Annotated in this window: 19 protein-coding genes; 1 reads left to right on the top strand and 18 read right to left on the bottom strand. The window is 59.7% G+C overall.

Going from position 1 to position 18,374, the window contains the following annotated elements; translation table 11 throughout:
- Positions 1–83: 83 nt before the first annotated feature.
- From RAC79_RS02235 to RAC79_RS02215, 5 genes are all read right to left on the bottom strand, one after another.
- On the bottom strand, positions 84–1,172 hold the full coding sequence (locus RAC79_RS02235) for an ABC transporter ATP-binding protein (RefSeq protein ID WP_174038805.1): 1,089 nt from the start codon (positions 1,170–1,172) through the stop codon (positions 84–86).
- Positions 1,173–1,192: 20 nt separating this feature from the next.
- Complete coding sequence (locus RAC79_RS02230; protein WP_059760843.1) at positions 1,193–2,848, bottom strand: alpha-glucosidase family protein; 1,656 nt, start codon at positions 2,846–2,848, stop codon at positions 1,193–1,195.
- 36 nt (positions 2,849–2,884) lie between these two features.
- Complete coding sequence (locus RAC79_RS02225; RefSeq protein ID WP_174038804.1) at positions 2,885–4,045, bottom strand: carbohydrate ABC transporter permease; 1,161 nt, start codon at positions 4,043–4,045, stop codon at positions 2,885–2,887.
- A gap of 1 nt (position 4,046) precedes the next feature.
- Entirely contained in the window at positions 4,047–5,060 is a 1,014-nt protein-coding gene (locus RAC79_RS02220) for a carbohydrate ABC transporter permease (protein WP_174038803.1), read from the bottom strand.
- Between the two features lie 103 nt (positions 5,061–5,163).
- Complete coding sequence (locus tag RAC79_RS02215) at positions 5,164–6,525, bottom strand: ABC transporter substrate-binding protein (RefSeq protein WP_020812904.1); 1,362 nt, start codon at positions 6,523–6,525, stop codon at positions 5,164–5,166.
- A gap of 274 nt (positions 6,526–6,799) precedes the next feature.
- Here RAC79_RS02215 and RAC79_RS02210 point away from each other — a divergent pair, with 274 nt between their 5' ends.
- On the top strand, positions 6,800–7,825 hold the full coding sequence (locus RAC79_RS02210; RefSeq protein WP_125144803.1) for a LacI family DNA-binding transcriptional regulator: 1,026 nt from the start codon (positions 6,800–6,802) through the stop codon (positions 7,823–7,825).
- Positions 7,826–8,021: 196 nt separating this feature from the next.
- Here RAC79_RS02210 and folD read toward each other — a convergent pair whose 3' ends face one another.
- The 13 genes from folD to flaF form a co-directional block, all read right to left on the bottom strand.
- Entirely contained in the window at positions 8,022–8,921 is a 900-nt protein-coding gene (gene folD / locus RAC79_RS02205) for a bifunctional methylenetetrahydrofolate dehydrogenase/methenyltetrahydrofolate cyclohydrolase FolD (protein WP_078051250.1), read from the bottom strand.
- Positions 8,922–8,998: 77 nt separating this feature from the next.
- On the bottom strand, positions 8,999–10,771 hold the full coding sequence (locus tag RAC79_RS02200) for a GumC family protein (RefSeq protein ID WP_125144804.1): 1,773 nt from the start codon (positions 10,769–10,771) through the stop codon (positions 8,999–9,001).
- Between the two features lie 114 nt (positions 10,772–10,885).
- Positions 10,886–11,548, bottom strand: a complete 663-nt coding sequence (locus RAC79_RS02195; protein ID WP_174038802.1) for a WecB/TagA/CpsF family glycosyltransferase — start codon at positions 11,546–11,548, stop codon at positions 10,886–10,888.
- Between the two features lie 202 nt (positions 11,549–11,750).
- Positions 11,751–12,284 carry a flagellar basal body-associated FliL family protein gene (locus RAC79_RS02190; RefSeq protein ID WP_004432561.1) on the bottom strand — a complete coding sequence of 178 codons (534 nt, stop codon included), beginning with the start codon at positions 12,282–12,284 and terminating at the stop codon, positions 11,751–11,753.
- Entirely contained in the window at positions 12,284–12,652 is a 369-nt protein-coding gene (locus RAC79_RS02185; protein WP_026363659.1) for a hypothetical protein, read from the bottom strand. Before RAC79_RS02185 ends, RAC79_RS02190 begins: the two co-directional genes overlap by 1 nt.
- Before the next feature lie 29 nt (positions 12,653–12,681).
- Entirely contained in the window at positions 12,682–13,239 is a 558-nt protein-coding gene (locus tag RAC79_RS02180) for a rod-binding protein (RefSeq protein ID WP_065654443.1), read from the bottom strand.
- Between the two features lie 115 nt (positions 13,240–13,354).
- Positions 13,355–13,774 (bottom strand): hypothetical protein, encoded by a 420-nt coding sequence (locus RAC79_RS02175; RefSeq protein WP_137002902.1) that lies wholly within the window; start codon positions 13,772–13,774, stop codon positions 13,355–13,357.
- 14 nt (positions 13,775–13,788) lie between these two features.
- Positions 13,789–14,544, bottom strand: coding sequence for a flagellar biosynthetic protein FliR (gene fliR / locus RAC79_RS02170; RefSeq protein WP_020812910.1), 756 nt, complete (start codon positions 14,542–14,544; stop codon positions 13,789–13,791).
- Entirely contained in the window at positions 14,541–16,628 is a 2,088-nt protein-coding gene (gene flhA, locus RAC79_RS02165) for a flagellar biosynthesis protein FlhA (RefSeq protein ID WP_004432552.1), read from the bottom strand. The genes fliR and flhA overlap by 4 nt, the downstream gene beginning before the upstream one ends.
- Before the next feature lie 157 nt (positions 16,629–16,785).
- Entirely contained in the window at positions 16,786–17,052 is a 267-nt protein-coding gene (gene fliQ / locus RAC79_RS02160; RefSeq protein WP_003503352.1) for a flagellar biosynthesis protein FliQ, read from the bottom strand.
- A 48-nt stretch (positions 17,053–17,100) separates the two neighbouring features.
- Positions 17,101–17,571: a flagellar hook assembly protein FlgD gene (gene flgD, locus RAC79_RS02155; protein WP_065654445.1), complete on the bottom strand. Its 471-nt coding sequence runs from the start codon at positions 17,569–17,571 to the stop codon at positions 17,101–17,103.
- The gene (gene flbT / locus RAC79_RS02150) at positions 17,562–18,011 is read right to left on the bottom strand and encodes a flagellar biosynthesis repressor FlbT (RefSeq protein WP_003503362.1); all 450 of its coding nucleotides are present in this window, start codon (positions 18,009–18,011) and stop codon (positions 17,562–17,564) included. Before flbT ends, flgD begins: the two co-directional genes overlap by 10 nt.
- A complete protein-coding gene (gene flaF, locus RAC79_RS02145; RefSeq protein ID WP_004432537.1) occupies positions 18,008–18,352 on the bottom strand; it encodes a flagellar biosynthesis regulator FlaF in 345 nt (114 codons plus the stop codon). Before flaF ends, flbT begins: the two co-directional genes overlap by 4 nt.
- Positions 18,353–18,374: the final 22 nt, after the last annotated feature.

The raw sequence follows: 18,374 nt of genomic DNA, 5'->3' as shown, positions 1-18,374 counted from the left end.
TGACATTTTTCCACAGCGGCAAAAAGGTCAGGAAAACCCCGGAACGAGGAGGTTCCGGGGCACGGTTTCGGTATCGACGGCAATTAGCTGCGATAGGTCTTGCCCTCGGCGTCGAAGAGATGCAGCTTGTCCTGCGGTGCGGCAAAACGCAGGGTTTCGCCCTTGCCGACGGAAACGATGCCCGGCACCTTGACGATGATCGGTTCCTGCCCGTTGGGCGCTTCGAGATAAAGCAGCGTCACTTCACCGAGCGCTTCGACGATCGCGACTTTTCCCTCGAAAAGATAATCGTCCCCGGTGACGATGCTCAGATCTTCCGGCCGGACACCGAAGCTCGCCGCCTTGCCCTTTTCGGTTGCCGGCGTGGGAACATAAACGGCAAGCGTCTTGCCGCCGGCAAGTTCGATGGAGGTCCTCTCACCGGTTCCGGTGATCTTTGCAGCAATGATGTTCATGGCCGGCGATCCGATGAAGCGCGCCACGAAAAGATTGGCCGGCCTTTCGTAAAGTTCGAGCGGCGCACCCACCTGCTCCACACGACCGGCATTCAGAACGACGATACGGTCCGCCAGCGTCATCGCCTCCACCTGGTCGTGGGTGACGTAGATCATCGTCGTATCGGCCATCTGCTCGTTGAGCTTGGCGATCTCGATGCGGGTGGCGACACGCAGTGCCGCATCGAGGTTCGACAAGGGCTCATCGAACAGGAAGACTTTCGGATTGCGGCAGATGGCGCGGCCGATGGCGACGCGCTGGCGCTGGCCGCCAGAGAGTGCCTTGGGCAGACGCTCCAGATATTGCGTCAGTTGCAGGATTTCGGCAGCGGCGCGAACGCGGCGGTCGATCTCCTGCTTGTTCTCTTTCGCGATCTTCATGCCGAAGGCCATGTTGTCATAGACGGTCATATGCGGATAAAGCGCATAGGACTGGAACACCATGGCAATACCCCGCCGCGAGGGCGGGATTTCATTGACGAGCTGGCCGTCAATATACATCTCGCCGCCGGTGATTTCCTCCAGACCGGCGATCATGCGCAGCAGCGTCGATTTTCCGCAGCCCGAGGGACCGACGAAAACGATGAATTCGCCCTGTTCGATCTGAAGATCGATGCCGTGCAGGACCTTCACCTGCCCGTATGATTTGCGGATATCCTTGAGAACGAGACTTGTCATGGGTGTTCCTCCCTCATCTGTCAGGCGTAACGGGCGAAGAATGCGCCCCATGCCGGAAGTTCTACGCTTCTGCCTTCAAGACCGCCTGCAAAGCCGTGGCCTTCGAGAACCTCCCAGTTCCCTTCCGGCAGCGTCGCCTTTGCCGGCGTTGCGGACAGATTGAAGAGGCAAAGCACGGTTTCATTGCCGAGTGTGCGGGTGTAGCTTAGCACTTCGCCCTCAACCGGCTGGAATTCGATGCCGCCCTTGGCAAAAGCGGGATGCTTTTTGCGGAAGCTCAGGAAGCGGCGATAATGTTCCAGCACCGAGGCCTCGTTGCCCTGCTGGGCGCTGACGGCGCGCTGCTTGTGCTCGGCCGGAATGGGCAGCCACGTCTTTTCCGACGTCGAGAAGCCCGCCTGGGCATGACCGGCATCCCACACCATCGGCGTGCGGCAACCGTCGCGGCCCTTGAATTCCGGCCAGAACTGGATGCCGTAGGGATCCTGCAAATCTTCAAAAGCGATGTCCGCTTCGGTGAGGCCGAGCTCCTCGCCCTCATAGATGCAGACGGAACCGCGCTGCGTCATCAAGAGTGCCGAAAGCACCTTGGCGAAGGCGTCCTTGTCCTCGACATGCTCGCCCCAGCGGCTGACATGGCGCACGACATCGTGGTTGGAGAAAGCCCAGCAGGCCCAGCCTTCCGGTGCGGCTTTCGCAAAATCCGCCTGCACATCGGCGACGCGCTGCGGAGTGAGCGCATCGGGGGCGAGGAATTCGAAGGCGTAGCACATCTGCATCTTGTCATCGCCGGATGTATATTCGCCGACGATTTCGAGGCCGCGCTGGCTGTCACCGACTTCGCCGACGGCGGCGATGTCAGGGAACTCGTCCAGCACCGCGCGGAAGCGCTTCAGGAAGGCGATGTTTTCCGGGCGGTTCTTGTCGTAGAGATGCTCCTGGAAGTTATAGGGATTGACCGCCGGAGCCGTGGAGGCGTTGCGGCGCTCCGGCGCGAGCGCCGGGTTGTCGCGCAGCTCGAGGTCGTGGAAATAGAAATTGATGGTGTCGAGGCGGAAACCGTCGACGCCGCGCTTCAGCCAGAAACGGGTGATGTTCAGCAGCTCTTCCTGCACTTCCGGATTATGCAGGTTGAGGTCAGGCTGCGAGGTCAGGAAGTTGTGCATGTAATATTGCATGCGGGTCGGATCCCACTGCCAGGCGGAACCGCCAAAGATCGACAGCCAGTTATTGGGCGGCGTGCCGTCCGGCTTGCTGTCCGACCAGACATACCAGTTCGATTTCGGATTGCTGCGGCTGGCGCGGCTTTCCACGAACCACGGGTGCTGGTCCGAGGTATGCGACATGACGAGGTCGATCATGACGCGGATACCGAGGCGATGGGCCTCGGCGATCAGGCCGTCGAAATCGGCAAGCGTGCCGAACATCGGATCGACATCGACATAATTCGAGACGTCGTAACCGAAATCCTTCATCGGCGAGGTGAAGAAGGGCGAAATCCAGATCGCGTCGGCACCCAGATTGGCGATATGCGCCAATCGGTCGGTGATGCCCTTGAGGTCGCCAATGCCATCGCCATTGGAGTCCTGATAGGAGCGCGGGTAAATCTGATAGATAACAGCGCCGCGCCACCAGTCCTTATTGGGTGTCAAAGCGGAAGTCACCGAAGCGGTCATGGAAGTGTCCTGTCTGGTATGGGCATTCATGGAATGTCAGCCTCCCTTGACGGAGCCTGCGAGCAGGCCACGCACGAGATAACGTTGAAGAGCGAAGAAAACGCAGAGCGGCACGACGATGGTGACGAAGGCCGAGGCGGTGAGGATTTCCCAGTTGCCGCCGCGCGAGCCGAGCAGCGCATTGAGCGCGCCGGTCAGCACCAGCTCGTCCTTCTGCGTGCCGAGGAAGACCATGGCCACGAGCAGGTCGTTCCAGGTCCACAGGAACTGGAAGATGGCGAAGGAGGCGAGCGCCGGAAAGGAGAGCGGCAGGATGATCTTGACGAAGATTTCAAAATCGCTCGCGCCATCGACACGGGCGCTTTCGATGATCTCTTTCGGCAGGCCGGAAATATAGTTGCGCAGCAGATAGATGGCGAGCGGCAGGCCGAAGGCGGTGTGCGCCAGCCAGATGCCGGCATAGGTCTTGGATGGCACGCCGAAGATGGTGCCGATTTCATTATAGAGCCTGAGAAGCGGGATCAGCGACATCTGCAGCGGCACGACGATCAGGCCCACCACCATGGCAATCAGCAGATTGCGGCCGGAAAAGCTCATCCATGACAGCGCATAGGCGGCGAAGGCGGCAATGAGGATCGGGATGACGGTTGCCGGCACGGCGACAGTCAGCGAGTTGACGAAGGACTGGCCGATGCCTTCCGAGGTCAGGACCGTGCGATAGTTGTCGAGCGTGAAGACAGGCGGCGTCGCGACGGAAATATAGACGCGCTTGCCGCGCGAACCTTCAAAGCTCGCGGCCTTGCTGTATTCGTAACTACCGTCCGTATTAACGAGTAATGTTTCGCCGTCACCGATATCGGCCGCCTCGCCGGCTTTGAACGCCGTGGGCTCCTGTACGCGAACGCCGAAGGCTGCAACCTTGCCGCCCTGTCCGTTTTCGAAAACATTGCCTGATATCACATAACGGCTGCCATCCTGCTTCTGCACGGAAGCATCGGCGAGGCGAACCGCCGAGGTCTGTTCTGAACTGGAGAAGGCCGTCCACCAGCCCGACACGGTGATCTGGTCCTTGTCGCGCAGCGAGCTGACGAGAATGCCGAGCGTGGGCAGGAGCCAGAGAAGCACGACGACCAGAACACTTGCATGGACGATGAGGCGCGGCAGGCCGACGCGGCGCAGGCGTTTGACGATATTCATCTCAGCGGCCCTCCATCTCGCGGTTTGCCTGGCGGATATTCCAGACCATGATCGGGGTGACGGCCGCCATGATGATGAGCGCGATGACCGCACTTCGGCCGCTGTCGCCACCGCCGCGGAACATCCAGTCGAACATGAGATTGGCGAGAACCATGGTGTTCCATTGCCCGTTGGTCATGGTCAGTACGATATCGAAGACCTTGAGCACGAGAATGGTGATCGTCGTCCAGACGACGGCGATGGTGCCCCAGATTTGCGGCACCATGATCTTCCAGAAGATCTGCCAGCCATTGGCCCCGTCGATGACGGCCGCCTCGACGGTTTCTTCCGGAATACCGCGCAGCGCCGCCGACAGGATGACCATGGCAAAACCGGTCTGAATCCAGATGAGGATGATCATCAGGAAGAAATTGTTCCAGAAGGGCATGGAAATCCAGACCTGCGGATTACCGTCGAAAAACTCGACGATGGCGTTCAAGAGGCCGATCTGTACCTGACCTTCGGCGCGATACTCATAGATGAACTTCCAGATGACCGATGCGCCAACGAAGGAAATCGCCATCGGCATGAAGACGATGGATTTGGCGATATTGCCCCACCAGATGCGGTCGGTCATGACCGCGATAACGAGGCCGAAGAAGGTGCAGGCGGCCGGCACGACGGCGAGCCAAAGGATATTGTTGAAGATCGACTGCCGGAAACCGGCATCAAAAAACGCCCAGCGATAATTGGCGAGACCGACGAATTCGCTGCCGGTCCGGTCATAGAAGGACAGGATCAGCGTGGCGATGACGGGGTAGACCAGATAGACCAGCAGGAGGATCAAAGCCGGACCGATGAACAGCCAGGGCCGGACCGCCGCGCGGCGATTGAGGTTGCGGGATGCCTGCAGCACGTCTCCCGAGCGGACCGGAAAGATCGCCTGAAGCACTTTATCGGATAGCCAGTAATAGGCAGCGCAGGCAAAGACCCCCGCCACCATCACGCCGATGGCCGAAACGAGTTGTTGAGCCATGTTCCCTCCCTTGATCCTCTCCGCGCCGCGCTGATTTATGCGGTCGTCGGGCAGCGCCGTTGTAAGGGCCCGGCAGCAAACCGCCGGGCCTGATCCGATATCTTTATTTCAGGCCGTCCCAGGCCTTCTGGATATCGCTCGCGACCTGATCGGCGGACTTGCCGCCGACGAAATCGATCATGCCGGTCCAGAATGCGCCGGCACCGATCTTACCGGGCATGAGGTCGGAACCGTCGAAGCCGAAGCTTGTCGCGGTCGTCAGGATTTCACCCTGTCGCTTCATCTGCTCATTGGCATAGGCATCGACATTCACACCCTTATAGGGTGTAAGGAAGCTGGACTGCGCCATCCAGACCTCATGGGCGATCGGGGTCTGCAAAAATTCGACGAAAGCCTTGGCGGCAGGCGCTTCCTTGGTGATGGTGACCAGCGTGCCAGCGCCGAGAACCGGCTTGCCGAGGTCAGGCTTGGACGCGTAAGTCGGCATGTAGAAGAAATCCGCATCCGTCCCCACTTTGGTGCCTTCCGGGAAGAAGGACGGAATGAACGATGCCTGATGGTGCAGGTAGCACTTCGGCGGAATGTCGAAGAGGCCCTTGGGGCTGTCGCGGAAATCGGTGGAGGCCACGGCCGCGACGCCGCCGCTGACATATTTTTCGTTCTTGGCGAATTTGCCGAATTCGTTGATCGCTTCGACCACGGCCGGATCGGTGAATTTGACCTCGTTGGTCGTCCATTTCTGGTAGACGTCGAGCGGCTGGGTGCGCAGCATCAGGTCTTCCACCCAGTCCGTTGCCGGCCAGCCGGTTGCCCCGCCGGAGCCGAGACCGATGCACCAGGGCGTGCCGCCATCGGCAACGATCTGGTCCGTCAGCTTGAACAGGTCTTCCATGCTCTCGGGCACCTTGTAGCCCGCTTCCTCGAAGTTCTCAGGCACGTACCAGACGAGCGACTTCACATCCGCCTTGAAAGGGAAGGCGAAATAGGCCTTGTTGCCGTCCTTGCCCTTGTAGCTGCCGAGATCGACCCAGGACTGGCCCGCGCCGTAATTTTCCTTGACCCAGTCGGCGGTCTTGTCGCCGAGCGGCACGAGGAAGCCCTTGGCGGCCAGATCGGCCAGAAGGCCGGGCTGCGGCAGAATGGCGATATTGGGGGGCGAGCCGGCCTGCGTATCGATGACGATCTGCTGCTCGTAATTTTCCGACGAGGAATAACGGACGTTCACGCCGGTCGCATCGGCGAAATAGGCAAGCACCGACTGGAACAGGGCCTCGTCTTCACCGCGCCACGGGCCGAAAATCGTCAGCGTCTGGCCTTTCAGGTCGGCATGGGCCGCTTTGAAGTCCTCGTAGCTTTTCCAGTTGAACTTGGCGTCGCCGCCGGGTGCAAACTTCAGGTCGGCGGCAAAGGCCGCACCGGACAGCAAAGCCATGACGGCGGCCGTCGCCAAAAGAGTCTTCTGCATGTGATTTACCTCCCATCACATAAAAGGCTCAAAGCGTCCTCTCCAATCAAAGCGCTTTGGCTGCCTATTCATCTCATTGTCATTAAGACGGAGTCAAGAGGCTCTTTCTGCGGAAACGTTGCAGCGCCCTATGAATAGTCATATTTAATTCGGAAGGCGGCTATCCTTTTCGATTGAGAAATGCGGTGGAGACTGGTAAAAATCTAAAGCGCTTTGGGAATTGAGGAGAGGCTTTGCCGTATTCCCGGGGCGCGCGCATGGAGGAATGACAGACATGAACCTGAAACAGCTGTCGCAACTGCTGGGCATTTCGCAGACGACCATCAGCAGGGCGCTCAACGGCTATCCGGAGGTTAGCGCCGAAACGCGCCGCCGCGTCATGGAGGCTGCCGAAAAGACGGGATACCGCCCGAATGCCGCGGCACAGCGGCTGGCGACAGGCAAGGTCGGCTCCATCGGGCTTGTCATGCCGATTGGCGAGCATCACCGTTCCGACGTGCATTTCGGCGAATTCCTGAGCGGTCTCGGTGAGGAGGCATCGCGCAGCGGCTTTCATCTCGTGATCATGCCGACCGAGCCGGAAAAAGAGCGCGAAGCCCTGCGGGGGCTCGCCGCAAGCGGCAGCGTCGATGGCATCTATCTCGCCTATATGAAGAAGAACGACCCGCGCATCGCCATGATGCAATCGCTCTCCCTGCCCTTCCTCGTGCATGGCCGCTCCGTTGGCGTGGAGGAGGATTATCCCTATCTCGACGTGGACAATGAGGGTGCATTCCGCGATGCGACCCAGCTTCTCCTCCAGCTTGGCCATACGCGGATCGGGCTTCTGAACGGCCCGGAGGGTTATGATTTCACCTACCGGCGCTGTCTCGGGGTCGAAAACGCGCTTTCGGCAAATGGCCTGACATTGCATGCGAACAACAAGAGACACAGCAGCATGACCGACGAGGAAGGTTATCTCGGCATGGAAGCGTTGCTGTCACGCCCGGAAAAACCGACCGCCATCCTTTGCGCCAGTACCGCGCTTGCGCTCGGCGCGATCCGTTCGCTCAACCAGCGGGGCTTGAAACCCGGCAAGGATATTTCGCTGATCGCCCATGACGACGTGCTGCCACTTTTGAAGCCCGATAATTTCTCCGTGCCGCTGACCACCACCCGCTCATCACTCCGGGCGGCCGGGGTGCGCGTGGGCCAACGCCTGATCAATCGCATCAAGCTGAACCACACGGAACCGCATCAGGAACTCTGGAAGGCGGAACTCGTGGTGCGCGCCTCGACGGGGCCGGCTCCGAAAGCGTAAAGTCTGGCCTCAATCCCCCGGCCGTCATACCGGCCTTGAGCCGGTATCCAGCCAGCCCAAGTCCTTGGGCTGAAAAGAGTCGTCTCGCCGCGCAGACGCGCGTCGGCTGGATTCCGGCTCCAGGCCGGAATGACGGAAGTGAGGGCGCAGCGCACAAAAATCGCTGTGCCGTGTAGTTTGATTGAACGCAACAGGATTAAAACTTTGGCGCGGTCAGACCCAGCGCGCGATGTGCGGCGATGACGGTGTTGGCCATCAGCATGGCGATCGTCATCGGGCCGACGCCGCCGGGAACCGGCGTGATAGCGGCGGCGACGGCGCTCGCCTCGTCATAGGCGACATCGCCCACCAGCTTCGACTTGCCTTCGCCTTTTTCCGGCGCCGGAATGCGGTTGATGCCGACATCGATGACCGTCGCGCCGGGTTTTACCCAGTCGCCCTTGACCATCGCCGCGCGACCGACCGCCGCGACCAGAATATCCGCCGTTTTGCAGATGCCGGCCAGATCCTTGGTGCGGGAATGCGCCATCGTCACCGTGGCATTGGCATTCAGGAGAAGCTGGCCCATGGGCTTGCCGAACAGGTTGGAGCGGCCGATGACCACGGCGTTGAGGCCGGAAAGGTCTTCGCCGTGAATACCACGTACCAGAAGCATGGCGCCGGCAGGCGTGCAGGAAATGAGACCGGTTGCGAGATCGCCGGTCGCGAGCTTACCGGCATTCAGCACGCTCAAGCCATCCACATCCTTCTCCGGCAGGATCGACTGGATGATCTCATCGGAATTGAAGTGTTTCGGCAGGGGAAGCTGCACCAGAATGCCATGGATGGAGGCATCGGCATTCAATTCGCCGACCAGCTTGAGGAGTGCGGCCTGCGTGGTTTCCTCCGGCAGCGTGTGCTGGATGGAGTTGAAACCGCATTGCTTGGCCATCTTGCTCTTGGAGTTCACGTAGGCATGGCTGGCCGGATCGTTTCCGACGATGACAACCGCGAGACCGGGCTTTACGCCCTTTTCCGCCTCAAGCGCTTCTGCCGATTTGCGGACCGCCTCCGTTACCGAAGCCGCCTTCGCCTTCCCGTCAATCACAACTGCCATGCGTCCTGCTCCTGCTGGGTTACGTAGGCTCCGTATGGTGCCCCCTTCGCAGGAATGCAAGCGAAAATGCGGCGTTTTCAGGCTGTTTTGCGGTAGTCTTCGCGGCGATCGGCGTAATCGGCAAGACGCTCTCTCAGGAACGCCAGTTCGCGTCGCAATTCCATCAGTTCCTCGGCTTCGGCCTGGGCATGGTCGAAGTCCCCGGCCAAGGCTTCGGCCAGAAGCGGTGGAAGTCCGGAAGAGGCCGGATCAGCACTCCTGACCGTGCGGTTGCCCATCAGGACCTGCCGCACGCGCTCGTCCAGCGGCATGTCGTCGTCGTCATTGACGGCCTCGCCGTAATAATCGGCAAAGCCGTCTTCCTCCGGCTTGATGTCCTCTGCGGCGACGTCCGGCAGATCGTCGAACACAGCGGGCTCGATCGGTTCGAATTCGGAAATCTGCAGAGACTCGACCGGCGGCTCGACGGAGGATGGAAGTTGCGCGCCCTCTTCGCTGAGCAATGCGCCCTCCTCTTCCTCATCATGGCGACGGTAGCTCAGGAGATAAAGACTGCCCATCAGGCCGATCAAGGCGCCGCCGCCCGCCAGCATGGCAGCTTGCGTCAGATCGCGGGTCAACTCGCCGGGGGCGGCCTTTTTCACCAAACGGGTCTCGACCGCGGGCGTGGCGGAGGCGGAGAGGTCGCGGCGTTCGCTTGCCTCGAGATAGACATTTCGCGCCGTTTCCAGTTCGCCCTGCAATCTGGAGAACTCGCCGGGGGCGACACCGAGTTCGTTCAGGCGGTCGAGGTATTTCTTTTGCTCGCCATTGGCGGTCGCGATCTCCTGAGAGATGCGCTTTTCATCCGCCCGCAGGCCTTCCAGCAATTGCCGCAATGCGGGGGCGGCAAGCGCCTGTGCGGCATCCACCGCATTCTGGGCGGCGATGCGGCGGGGGTGTTTCGGGCCGTAATCGACCGAAACCGCAGCAAGCGCCATGCTGGCGGTCGAGTGTTTCTGCCTGATATCCTCAAGCGCTGAAAAACCCACGCCGGCCGGCAGAGGCTTCGCAAAGACATCATTCGGCTTCAGCGCCGAAGCCGCCGTCAGATCGGCCTGAATGGCCAATTGCTGCCGGGTGGTTCGCGCCAGACTGTCGTTTACGTCGCGCAGCTGCTGTTCGAGTTGCTGCGCCTCGGCCATCACGGCGTCACCGTGGCGCATCTGGAAACCGTTTAGCGCCGCTTCCGCCTCATCGAGCCTTGTCCGCGCCCTCTCCGTCTCGCGCATGGCAGGAGTCATGGTGCCGGCCTTGCCATCGGCGATCACACGCATCGAGAGGTAATCGGTCAGCCGCATGGCGGTTTCCGGCGTTGCGGCCTTGCCGGTCACGATGAGCGTATTTTCATCCGGAGTGAGTTCCAGCCGGATCGCTTCGCCCACCGCACCGTTCACCGCCTCACGCTCGGATAGCGGACGCGCATCCGCGCCGGTCAGAAGGTCGAAAAGCAGGCCAAGCTCGCCCTGATTGCGAACGCCGACCATATCGGCGGACTTCAGCTTGAGATCGGCGGTTATACGGTCGAGCCCGGAGGGTGAAAGCAGGGTACGACGCGCCATCGCCAGAAAGCGGGCAGCATCGGGGGCATCGTAAGCGGTCTGTGAGACCTCGATCCGGGCCTGCGAAACATAACCGCGAAAGCCCGAATCGACCAGCAGAAGCGGAAGGGCAGCCCCGGCAACGGTGGCAGCGGCGATGCAGCCGGACGTCAGGAGCCGCCGACAATGTCTGCGCCATTGCGATACGGGCACAGCGACATCATTCTCGTCAGGGCGGATCGCCATCATGTCCGGATTGTCATCAACCATCTGAAGCCGTCTGCCGCCCTCGGTGCCGCCCGTAACGGGCGACTGTCAAAACCTTACGAGAGGTTAAAGGATCGTGGCAAACAAATGGTTAACGCAATGCCTGCGAGAACGGCATCAGCTCTTGCCGAGCGCGATGTGCCAGGGTTCGGCGCAGAGGCTGTAGAGCCAGCTCATGTGAAGCTTGCGGAAAATTTCCGGCATGCCGGCCACTTCCGAAGACAGGACCTTGAACAGCGGGCCAACCGCGATGGTGACCCGTGCATTCTCACGGCTGACGGTGCGGTGCAGCCATGTCTCCTGGTTTTCCTTCGACATTCCCGCCAGCAGAACATCCACCTTAACGCCCGATGCATCGCGGTTCAGCATGACGAAATCGTGCCAGGGCGCGTGCGCCCGCAATCTGGCGAGAACCTCGCCGATCTGCGCCGCATCATCTCCCGCCACACCGATACGCTTGGGCACAGCCATATAGGTCAGAAGCGCCATCACAAAGGCGACGCCATCGATGGGCGCAGGCAAAGGCTCCCCATTCTCGCTGCGCGCGGCGGCCCTCATTGCCTTGCCCTGCGGCAGAAGCAGGCAGCTTTCCAGAATCTGCCGGTAGGCGTTGTCCTTGAGCGAAAGCTTCGCCTTCTCGATGGTGAGAAAGGACAGCATCGTGTGTCCTTCACAGGCAGACGCCCTGCCGCTGACCAATTCCAGCGCCCCATTCCAGTCGAGATCACAGACGCGCAGTCCGTGGATATTCCGTTGCGATTCCGGCCACGCGAAACTCATTGCCAACCCCCAAATGCCAAACCCATCGCCACCGATCCAATGCATGGTCTGCGGGATAGTGGTTCATGGACTTGTTATACAGGTGCAGGTTGAATTTAGCTTGAAAGCAATCTCTAGAATGCCTGGGGATGCGGCAAGAGACAATTAACCAGAACGATGCTCCGCATCCCTTATCCGGCCGACGCCCCTCGCCTGCTGGTCGTCAGTGGCTTGGCGCCGCTTCTTTCCCGGCTTCAGCCTTCTCGCCCTCGACGAGCTTGACCGAACGGGGCGTGCCATTGCCGTTCTGCTCGCGGATGTCGGCTTTCGACAGATAATCGAGCTGTTCGATCAGCACGTCCTCGACCACCTCGTCATCGAGCCTTTTGTTCAGCCCCTCGCGGATGCGCTGCTTGAAGGCTTCTGGATCGAAGGTGGAAATATTGGCGATATTGACCATGGAAGAACCCGCAAGCAGCGTGAACAGTTCATCGGTCATCAACTGCGTTGCCGGCAGCTCGATCTTCGCCATCTTGGTCTTGTCGACGCGCAGCGAAATGCGGCTGAGGAAATAGCCGTTTACCCCGCCATCATTGATGACGGGGATCGTGATGCTTTCGCCCTTGACCAGTTGCAGATTGGCCTTTTTCGCCCCCGCCTCATCCGGCGCGGGCGCCGTCGCCAACTGGACGGAGAAATACACCGCGCCGAGCGTGACGGCGCAAACCCAGACGCCAGTGAGAAGAAGCTTCAACATCAGGAGGCTGCGCCGTACATGAACTGTTCCTGCGAATAGGTGCCGTCCGTATCGGCTTCCTGGATCGCGTTCTTCAAGAGGTCCGCAACCGCGCGAACCGCATTCAGATGCGCCTCGACGCGGCTGGCATTGGTGGCGAGCTTGGACTTGATGCCCTTGACCTGCTCCATGTAACCGGCGGCGATTTCCTCGCGCGGCGTATCGCGGAACAGCATCGTCAGCTCATAGAGGCAACGGCTCTTGTGGGCGTTGGAGACCTTGAAATCGAACTGGGGGTCCTTACCGATATTGTCGTTCTCGTTGTCGATGATCATCTCAAGGCGGCCGAGAACGGATTGGATACGGTGGTCGTTCGACATAAGGTCCATGCTTGTCTCCTCGTTAAGGTTTTTCATTCTCAAGCCTCGTCCGTTTTCTCATTGGAAACGCCGAGGACCTGCCGCTCGAACTCCGCCACCATCCGAATTGCAGCATTATTGTCTTTTTCATTCATCGATACGTCGGTAATGCCTTTGCTTTCAGCCTTCCGAAGCGCATCCTTGTAAGCCTGTTCCGCGATGCCGACGCCGCCATTTCTGGAAATCGTGTCGGCAAACTGTTCGGCCATCATGCTCTTCCAGATCTCGCCGGCATTGCCCTTGCCGTAAACTTCCTCGCTGTCTTTCGGCAGCATGTTGGCCACGAAGGTCTGGAGCACCGAGGCTTCATATTTGCGGTATGTTTCCGGGATTTCGGTGCGGGCCGCGCGAATATTGGTGTCGCCGAGACCAGCCTTCGAGGAGGCGCCATCCAGCATGTCGACCGCGGCGCCAAAGCCCTTGCCGGCATCGGCAAGGCTGGTTGCGGCAAAAGCCGCCTTGTTCGCCTTGAGTTTTTCCTGGGCGACCTGAACTTCCTGGGGGTCCGCAGCGCGAACCACATCCATCACCAGATCACTTATCACCGATATCGCCACGTCCAGATCTCCCGAGCTGACGAATGGGCGGCACAGAAAGCCGGCGCATCCGCTCCATCAAGAAACATCGCCGGAGACGTCGTCAAAAACGCCCGCGATGCAACAATGGGACAGACTATGGATCGCCAACCTTGCTGGAGGCTGGTGTCTGGGAAACATTCGTAATTTCTAACAAATCATAGATTGCATTATCGTCGGCCTCGCGGTCCTCAAGATCGCGCGCAAGGTGCATCCTGTCCTCCAGCCGGTCAGCCTTGGTCTTTTCTTTCAGGACCTTGTTTTCCTGAAACTGCTGAACGCCTTCAAGCTGGCGGTCCTGGACGACGAGACGGCCGTAGCGGTCCGAATAGTGCCGGGAAAATGTCTGATGCACCGGTTCCATGGAACTCATGGCTTCCAGCACGTTCTCCATGGATTGCGCAACTTCCGCCCGTGTGCGGGTGGTATCGGCCAGTTCCACTTCGGCCATTTTTTCCATATGCCGCTGGACGGTTACCAGACGCTTGAGTTTGGCCGAGCGCTTGTCCGAAGCCATCGCATTTCCCCCGATCAAAAGCCGATGAAGACGGGCCCGAAACCATCCACGAATTGGCGGATGAGGGCCGCGACCGACAGGTAAAGCATGAAAAGACCACCCGCGAGAACGAAGGGTGTCGAGATAAAGAAGACCGGAATCTGCGGCGCGAGCTTGTTGATGAGGCCGACCGCGACGTTGAACATCAAGCCGTAAATCACGAAGGGGCTGGCAAGACGCAGCATGATCGAAAAAGAGGCCCTGAGCGTGTCGGTCAGCGTAATCAGCATCTTCTGGCCGCTGATCAGCGCACCGACCGGCGTGGCGGTGTAGGAATCCACCAGCGCTTTGAGGACGATGTGGTGGAAATCGAATATGAACAGAACCAGCAGGCCGCCGAAGGTGATGAAGTTGGATATCTGGTTTTCCTGCACGTCTTCGATCACATCGGCCCCGCCCGGCGCACTGAGACCGATGGAAGCGCCGATGAGCGCACCGGTGAACTGGAAACCGAGGGTGTAGAACCGCGCGATCAGGCCATACATCGAACCGATGACGACCTCTGTGAAGATGAGGCCGACGACCGTGCCCTGGCTTGCGCCGGAAACTTTCGGATAAATCGTGTCCCACAGCACGGGCAGAAGCGCCATGGACACCGCGACGCACAGAAGCATGCGAATCTGCGGCGAAATGCGCGAGCTTGAAAAGCCCGGCATGGTCATGAAGCATGCGCCGATACGGCAGATGGCAAGGAACAATGCAATGATTGTCCCCTGCGGGTCGGTTATCATGAAATGGCGCCCAGAATCTTGATCTCGAGACCCTTGGCCAGTTCCACATGCGAAAGAACCGGCAGGGTCGCAAAGAGTCGCTCGATAATCATGCGCACATAGGACCGCGTTTCCGGCGAGGTTACAAGGACAAAGGGCAGGCCGCGATCCATGAATTCACGGATAACTTTGGATGCCTGCTCGGAAAACTCCTCAAGATGGCGCGGATCGATGTCGAATTCGACGATTTCGCCCTTCTGGTCGCGCTTCAGCGCCTGATGGAAGACCATGTCCCATTTGTTGCCGAGGCGCAGGACGCGCAACACGCCATTGTCGGCAAGATCGCCGCAGAGCTGCTGCGACATGCGCACCCGCACATGTTCGACGATCTGTTCCGTCTTGCGCACATGCGGCGCAAGTTCGGCGACCGCTTCGAGAATGAGATGCAGGTTGCGGATCGATACGCGCTCGGCGAGCAGCAGTTTCAGCACCGCCTGCAGGCCGGAATAGGACATGTGCGACGAGCAAATCTCGTCGGCCAGCTTCTTGTATTCCGGATCGAGTCTGTCGATGAGGATTTTGACGTCCTTGTAGGACAGGAGCTGCGGCAGGTTGTTGCGGATGACTTCGCTGAGATGCGTCAGCACCACGGAGACGTTGTCGATCGGATGGAAGCCTTCGCGTTTCAGATCCTCGGTGAAGGTTTCGAGAATCGAGACGGCGGGCATGCCGAAAGCCGGTTCGCGGATTTCGTCACCGGGAATGCTCGGCTTGCGCCCTGCCCCGGTCACGACAAGAACGTCGCCGACGCGCAGGTTGCTGGACGCGATGGTCGTGCCGTGAACGCGGATCTGATAGGCCTTTTCCGGGATCATGATGTCGTCGGAAACCTTGATCTCCGGCACGACGAAACCGTATTGGGTCGCGAATTTCTTGCGCATCTTGCCGACACGGAAGGCCAGTTCCTGATGCGCCCCGAGAAGGCGGGTGGAAACCTGCTTGCCGAGCGCCAGTTCGATCTCGGCCGTCTTCAGCACCTGCTTTACCGAATCCTTTTCCGCCTCGGTGGTCTGGAGAACCTTGTTCTCCTCTTCCTGACGCCGCAGCGCGCTTTCGGCCTCCGCCTGGCGCGGAATATACCAGCTGCCGAAGGCCATGATGCCGCCGAGGAAGATGAAGGGCAGGAAGGGAAGGCCCGGAATGATGGCGAGCAGTCCCATCAGCATGGCCGAGACCATCAGCGCGCGCGGATAACCGCTCAGCTGGTTGACGACCGCCTGGTCCGTCGAGCCGGCGGTGCCGCCGCGCGAGACCAGAAGGCCGGCTGCCAGCGATACGATCAGGGCCGGGATCTGCGAGACGATACCGTCACCGACCGAAAGCTTGACGAAAACGTCGGCCGCTTCGCCAATGGGCATGCCGTGGCGGAAATAACCGATGATGATGCCGCCGAAAATATTGATCGCGGTGATGATGAGGCCGGCAATGGCGTCACCGCGCACGAATTTCGAGGCGCCGTCCATCGAGCCGAAGAAGGAGCTTTCCTCTTCCAGCTCGCGACGGCGGCGCTGCGCTTCCTTTTCGTCGATGATGCCGGCGGACAAATCCGCATCGATAGACATCTGCTTGCCGGGAATGGCGTCCAGGGTGAAACGTGCGCCGACTTCGGCGATACGCGTCGCACCCTTGGTGATGACGATGAAGTTGACGGTGATCAGGATCAGGAAGACGATCAGACCGATCACGAAATCGCCGGACATGACGAGGCTGGAGAAGCCCGCAATCACCCCGCCCGCCGCCGTCGGCCCTTCATTGCCGTGGGAGAGGATAACGCGCGTCGTCGCGATGTTCAGCGACAGGCGGATCATCGTCGCGATCAGCAGCACGGTTGGGAAGGACGAGAAATCCAGCGGCCGCTGAATCCAGAGCGCCACCATGAGGATGAGGACCGAAAGCGCAATCGAAAAGGCCAGACCGATATCCACCAGCATGACCGGAATGGGCAGGAAGAGAACGCAGAGGATCGCCACGATGCCCAGTGCGAAACCGATGTCACGCGTGCTCGGACTGACCTTGGGCAAGGAGATGACTGGTGGTTGCGCCATAAATTCGTCCTGTCTCTTCATGAGAAGGGCGACGGAAAAGCCGCCGCACGGTTCCACGGCACCGGTTTTCGAAAAGCGCACGCAATTCGGCCCGATGCTTTGCGCCTATCCCTAGCGGCTGAAGCTTGCGCGAAGGTGGCATCCGCAGCGGACGGCGTCAGAAGCCGGACTGGATGCGGGAAAAGACGAGATTGGAAAAGAGCGATATCTGCGCGCCCACAAAGGGCGCGGCGACGCCGAGCACGAGCATGATCGTGACGATCTTGGGAACGAAGGTCAGCGTCATTTCCTGAACCTGGGTCAGGGCCTGAATGAAGGCGATGACGACACCGACGATCATGGCGGCTAGAACCGCGGGACCGGCCGCAACGAGAACCGTCCAGACAGCCGCCTGCATGATGTCAAGCGCATCGGCCTCGTTCATCGTCGCATCCTCAATCCGGAAAGGCGGCGTCATGCCGCCTCTTCAATGTCAGGAACCGGTCGCGCTATCCGAATCGGTTCCGCTATCAGATGTACTCGTAATCGGGCCGTTGGAGAAGGTCACGCCGGCCTGCAGCAGCACCTTGTCACCAGCTTCGGTGATGGCGACAACGCCGTCCGAATAGACCTCGACTTCCTTCACCACGCCGGTGACGGTGTCGTCGGCGCTCTTGACCGTCTTGCCGACCAGATCGGAGGCGCGCGTCAGGGCTTCCGCCTGCAGCATGCTCTTCAGATGGGTGTTGGTCTTGATGGTCTGCTCGACCTGCGAGAAGCTTGCGAGCTGCGACATCTGCTCGCCGGCATCCATCGGGCTGGTCGGATCTTGGTTCTTCATCTGGGCGATGAGGAGCTTCAGGAAGCTGTCGTAGTTCAGCGACGCCGCGCTGCCGTCGGAGCTGCTCGCCCCGGCATTGGCCCAGGGATTTGACGCTGCCGAAGTGACTGCATCTACCGCCATGGTGCTATCTCCTTGCGAATCTGCTCGATCGTTGCGGGGGTCATTTCCTGATTGTTGAGGATTTTTTCCTCGATCGGGTAGAGACCGCGAATGGCCTTCAGCGCTTCGAAAGCCTTGCCCGAGGCAACCAGCCCGTCGATCCGCTTGAGTTCCGCCAGAACCTCGTCATGCTGGAAGCAGTTCAGGAGCATGCTGACCGACTTGCGGAACATGTTGGTAGACTGGTCGCGCCCTTCCGGGTTGATGAGGATCATCTGCGCGATGAAATAAAGCTGTCTGAGCGGCGTCGTCGCCTGATCGGGCTGCAGAACGTGGTTTTCAAGCAGAAACGTGACATCGTTCAGGAATTCGAGCGCCACCTTGCGATCCACACGCAGAACCGCGCCGTTGATAAAAATCTTTTCGCCCGATTTCAGCGAAATCCGAAGTGTACTTTTCATTTAAGTCCATCCCTGATGATGGTTGTCACGTCAATTATGCCCTGGAAATTCGTCGACTGACGTTTCCGGATCAGTTCGCACTCTTTCAATATCCAGATCGCGATGGAAATCAGATTGGCCCTGAGCTCCATGGCAAGCTGGTTGTCGGGTTGCTTGAGATCCTCAATGAAGCGGATCCAGACCCGTCGAGTGTAAAAAAGCGCTTCGATCGTGTGGCGCTGCGAAGAGGAATCCCTTGCCTCCACCAGAAGGTCGATCGATTTTGTCAACGCCTGCCGCTCGCGATCCTTCGCGTTGGCGACACCATCCTCCATGATTTCGGCGTAGGAAAACTGGTACATTCATGTATCCTTTATCTGCCGC

Origin of the sequence: Agrobacterium sp. LR_9 (genome assembly GCF_041954855.1) — a bacterium.
GTDB classification, from domain to species: Bacteria; Pseudomonadota; Alphaproteobacteria; order Rhizobiales; family Rhizobiaceae; genus Agrobacterium; species Agrobacterium leguminum.
This window is presented reverse-complemented; position numbering and strand designations above follow the sequence as displayed.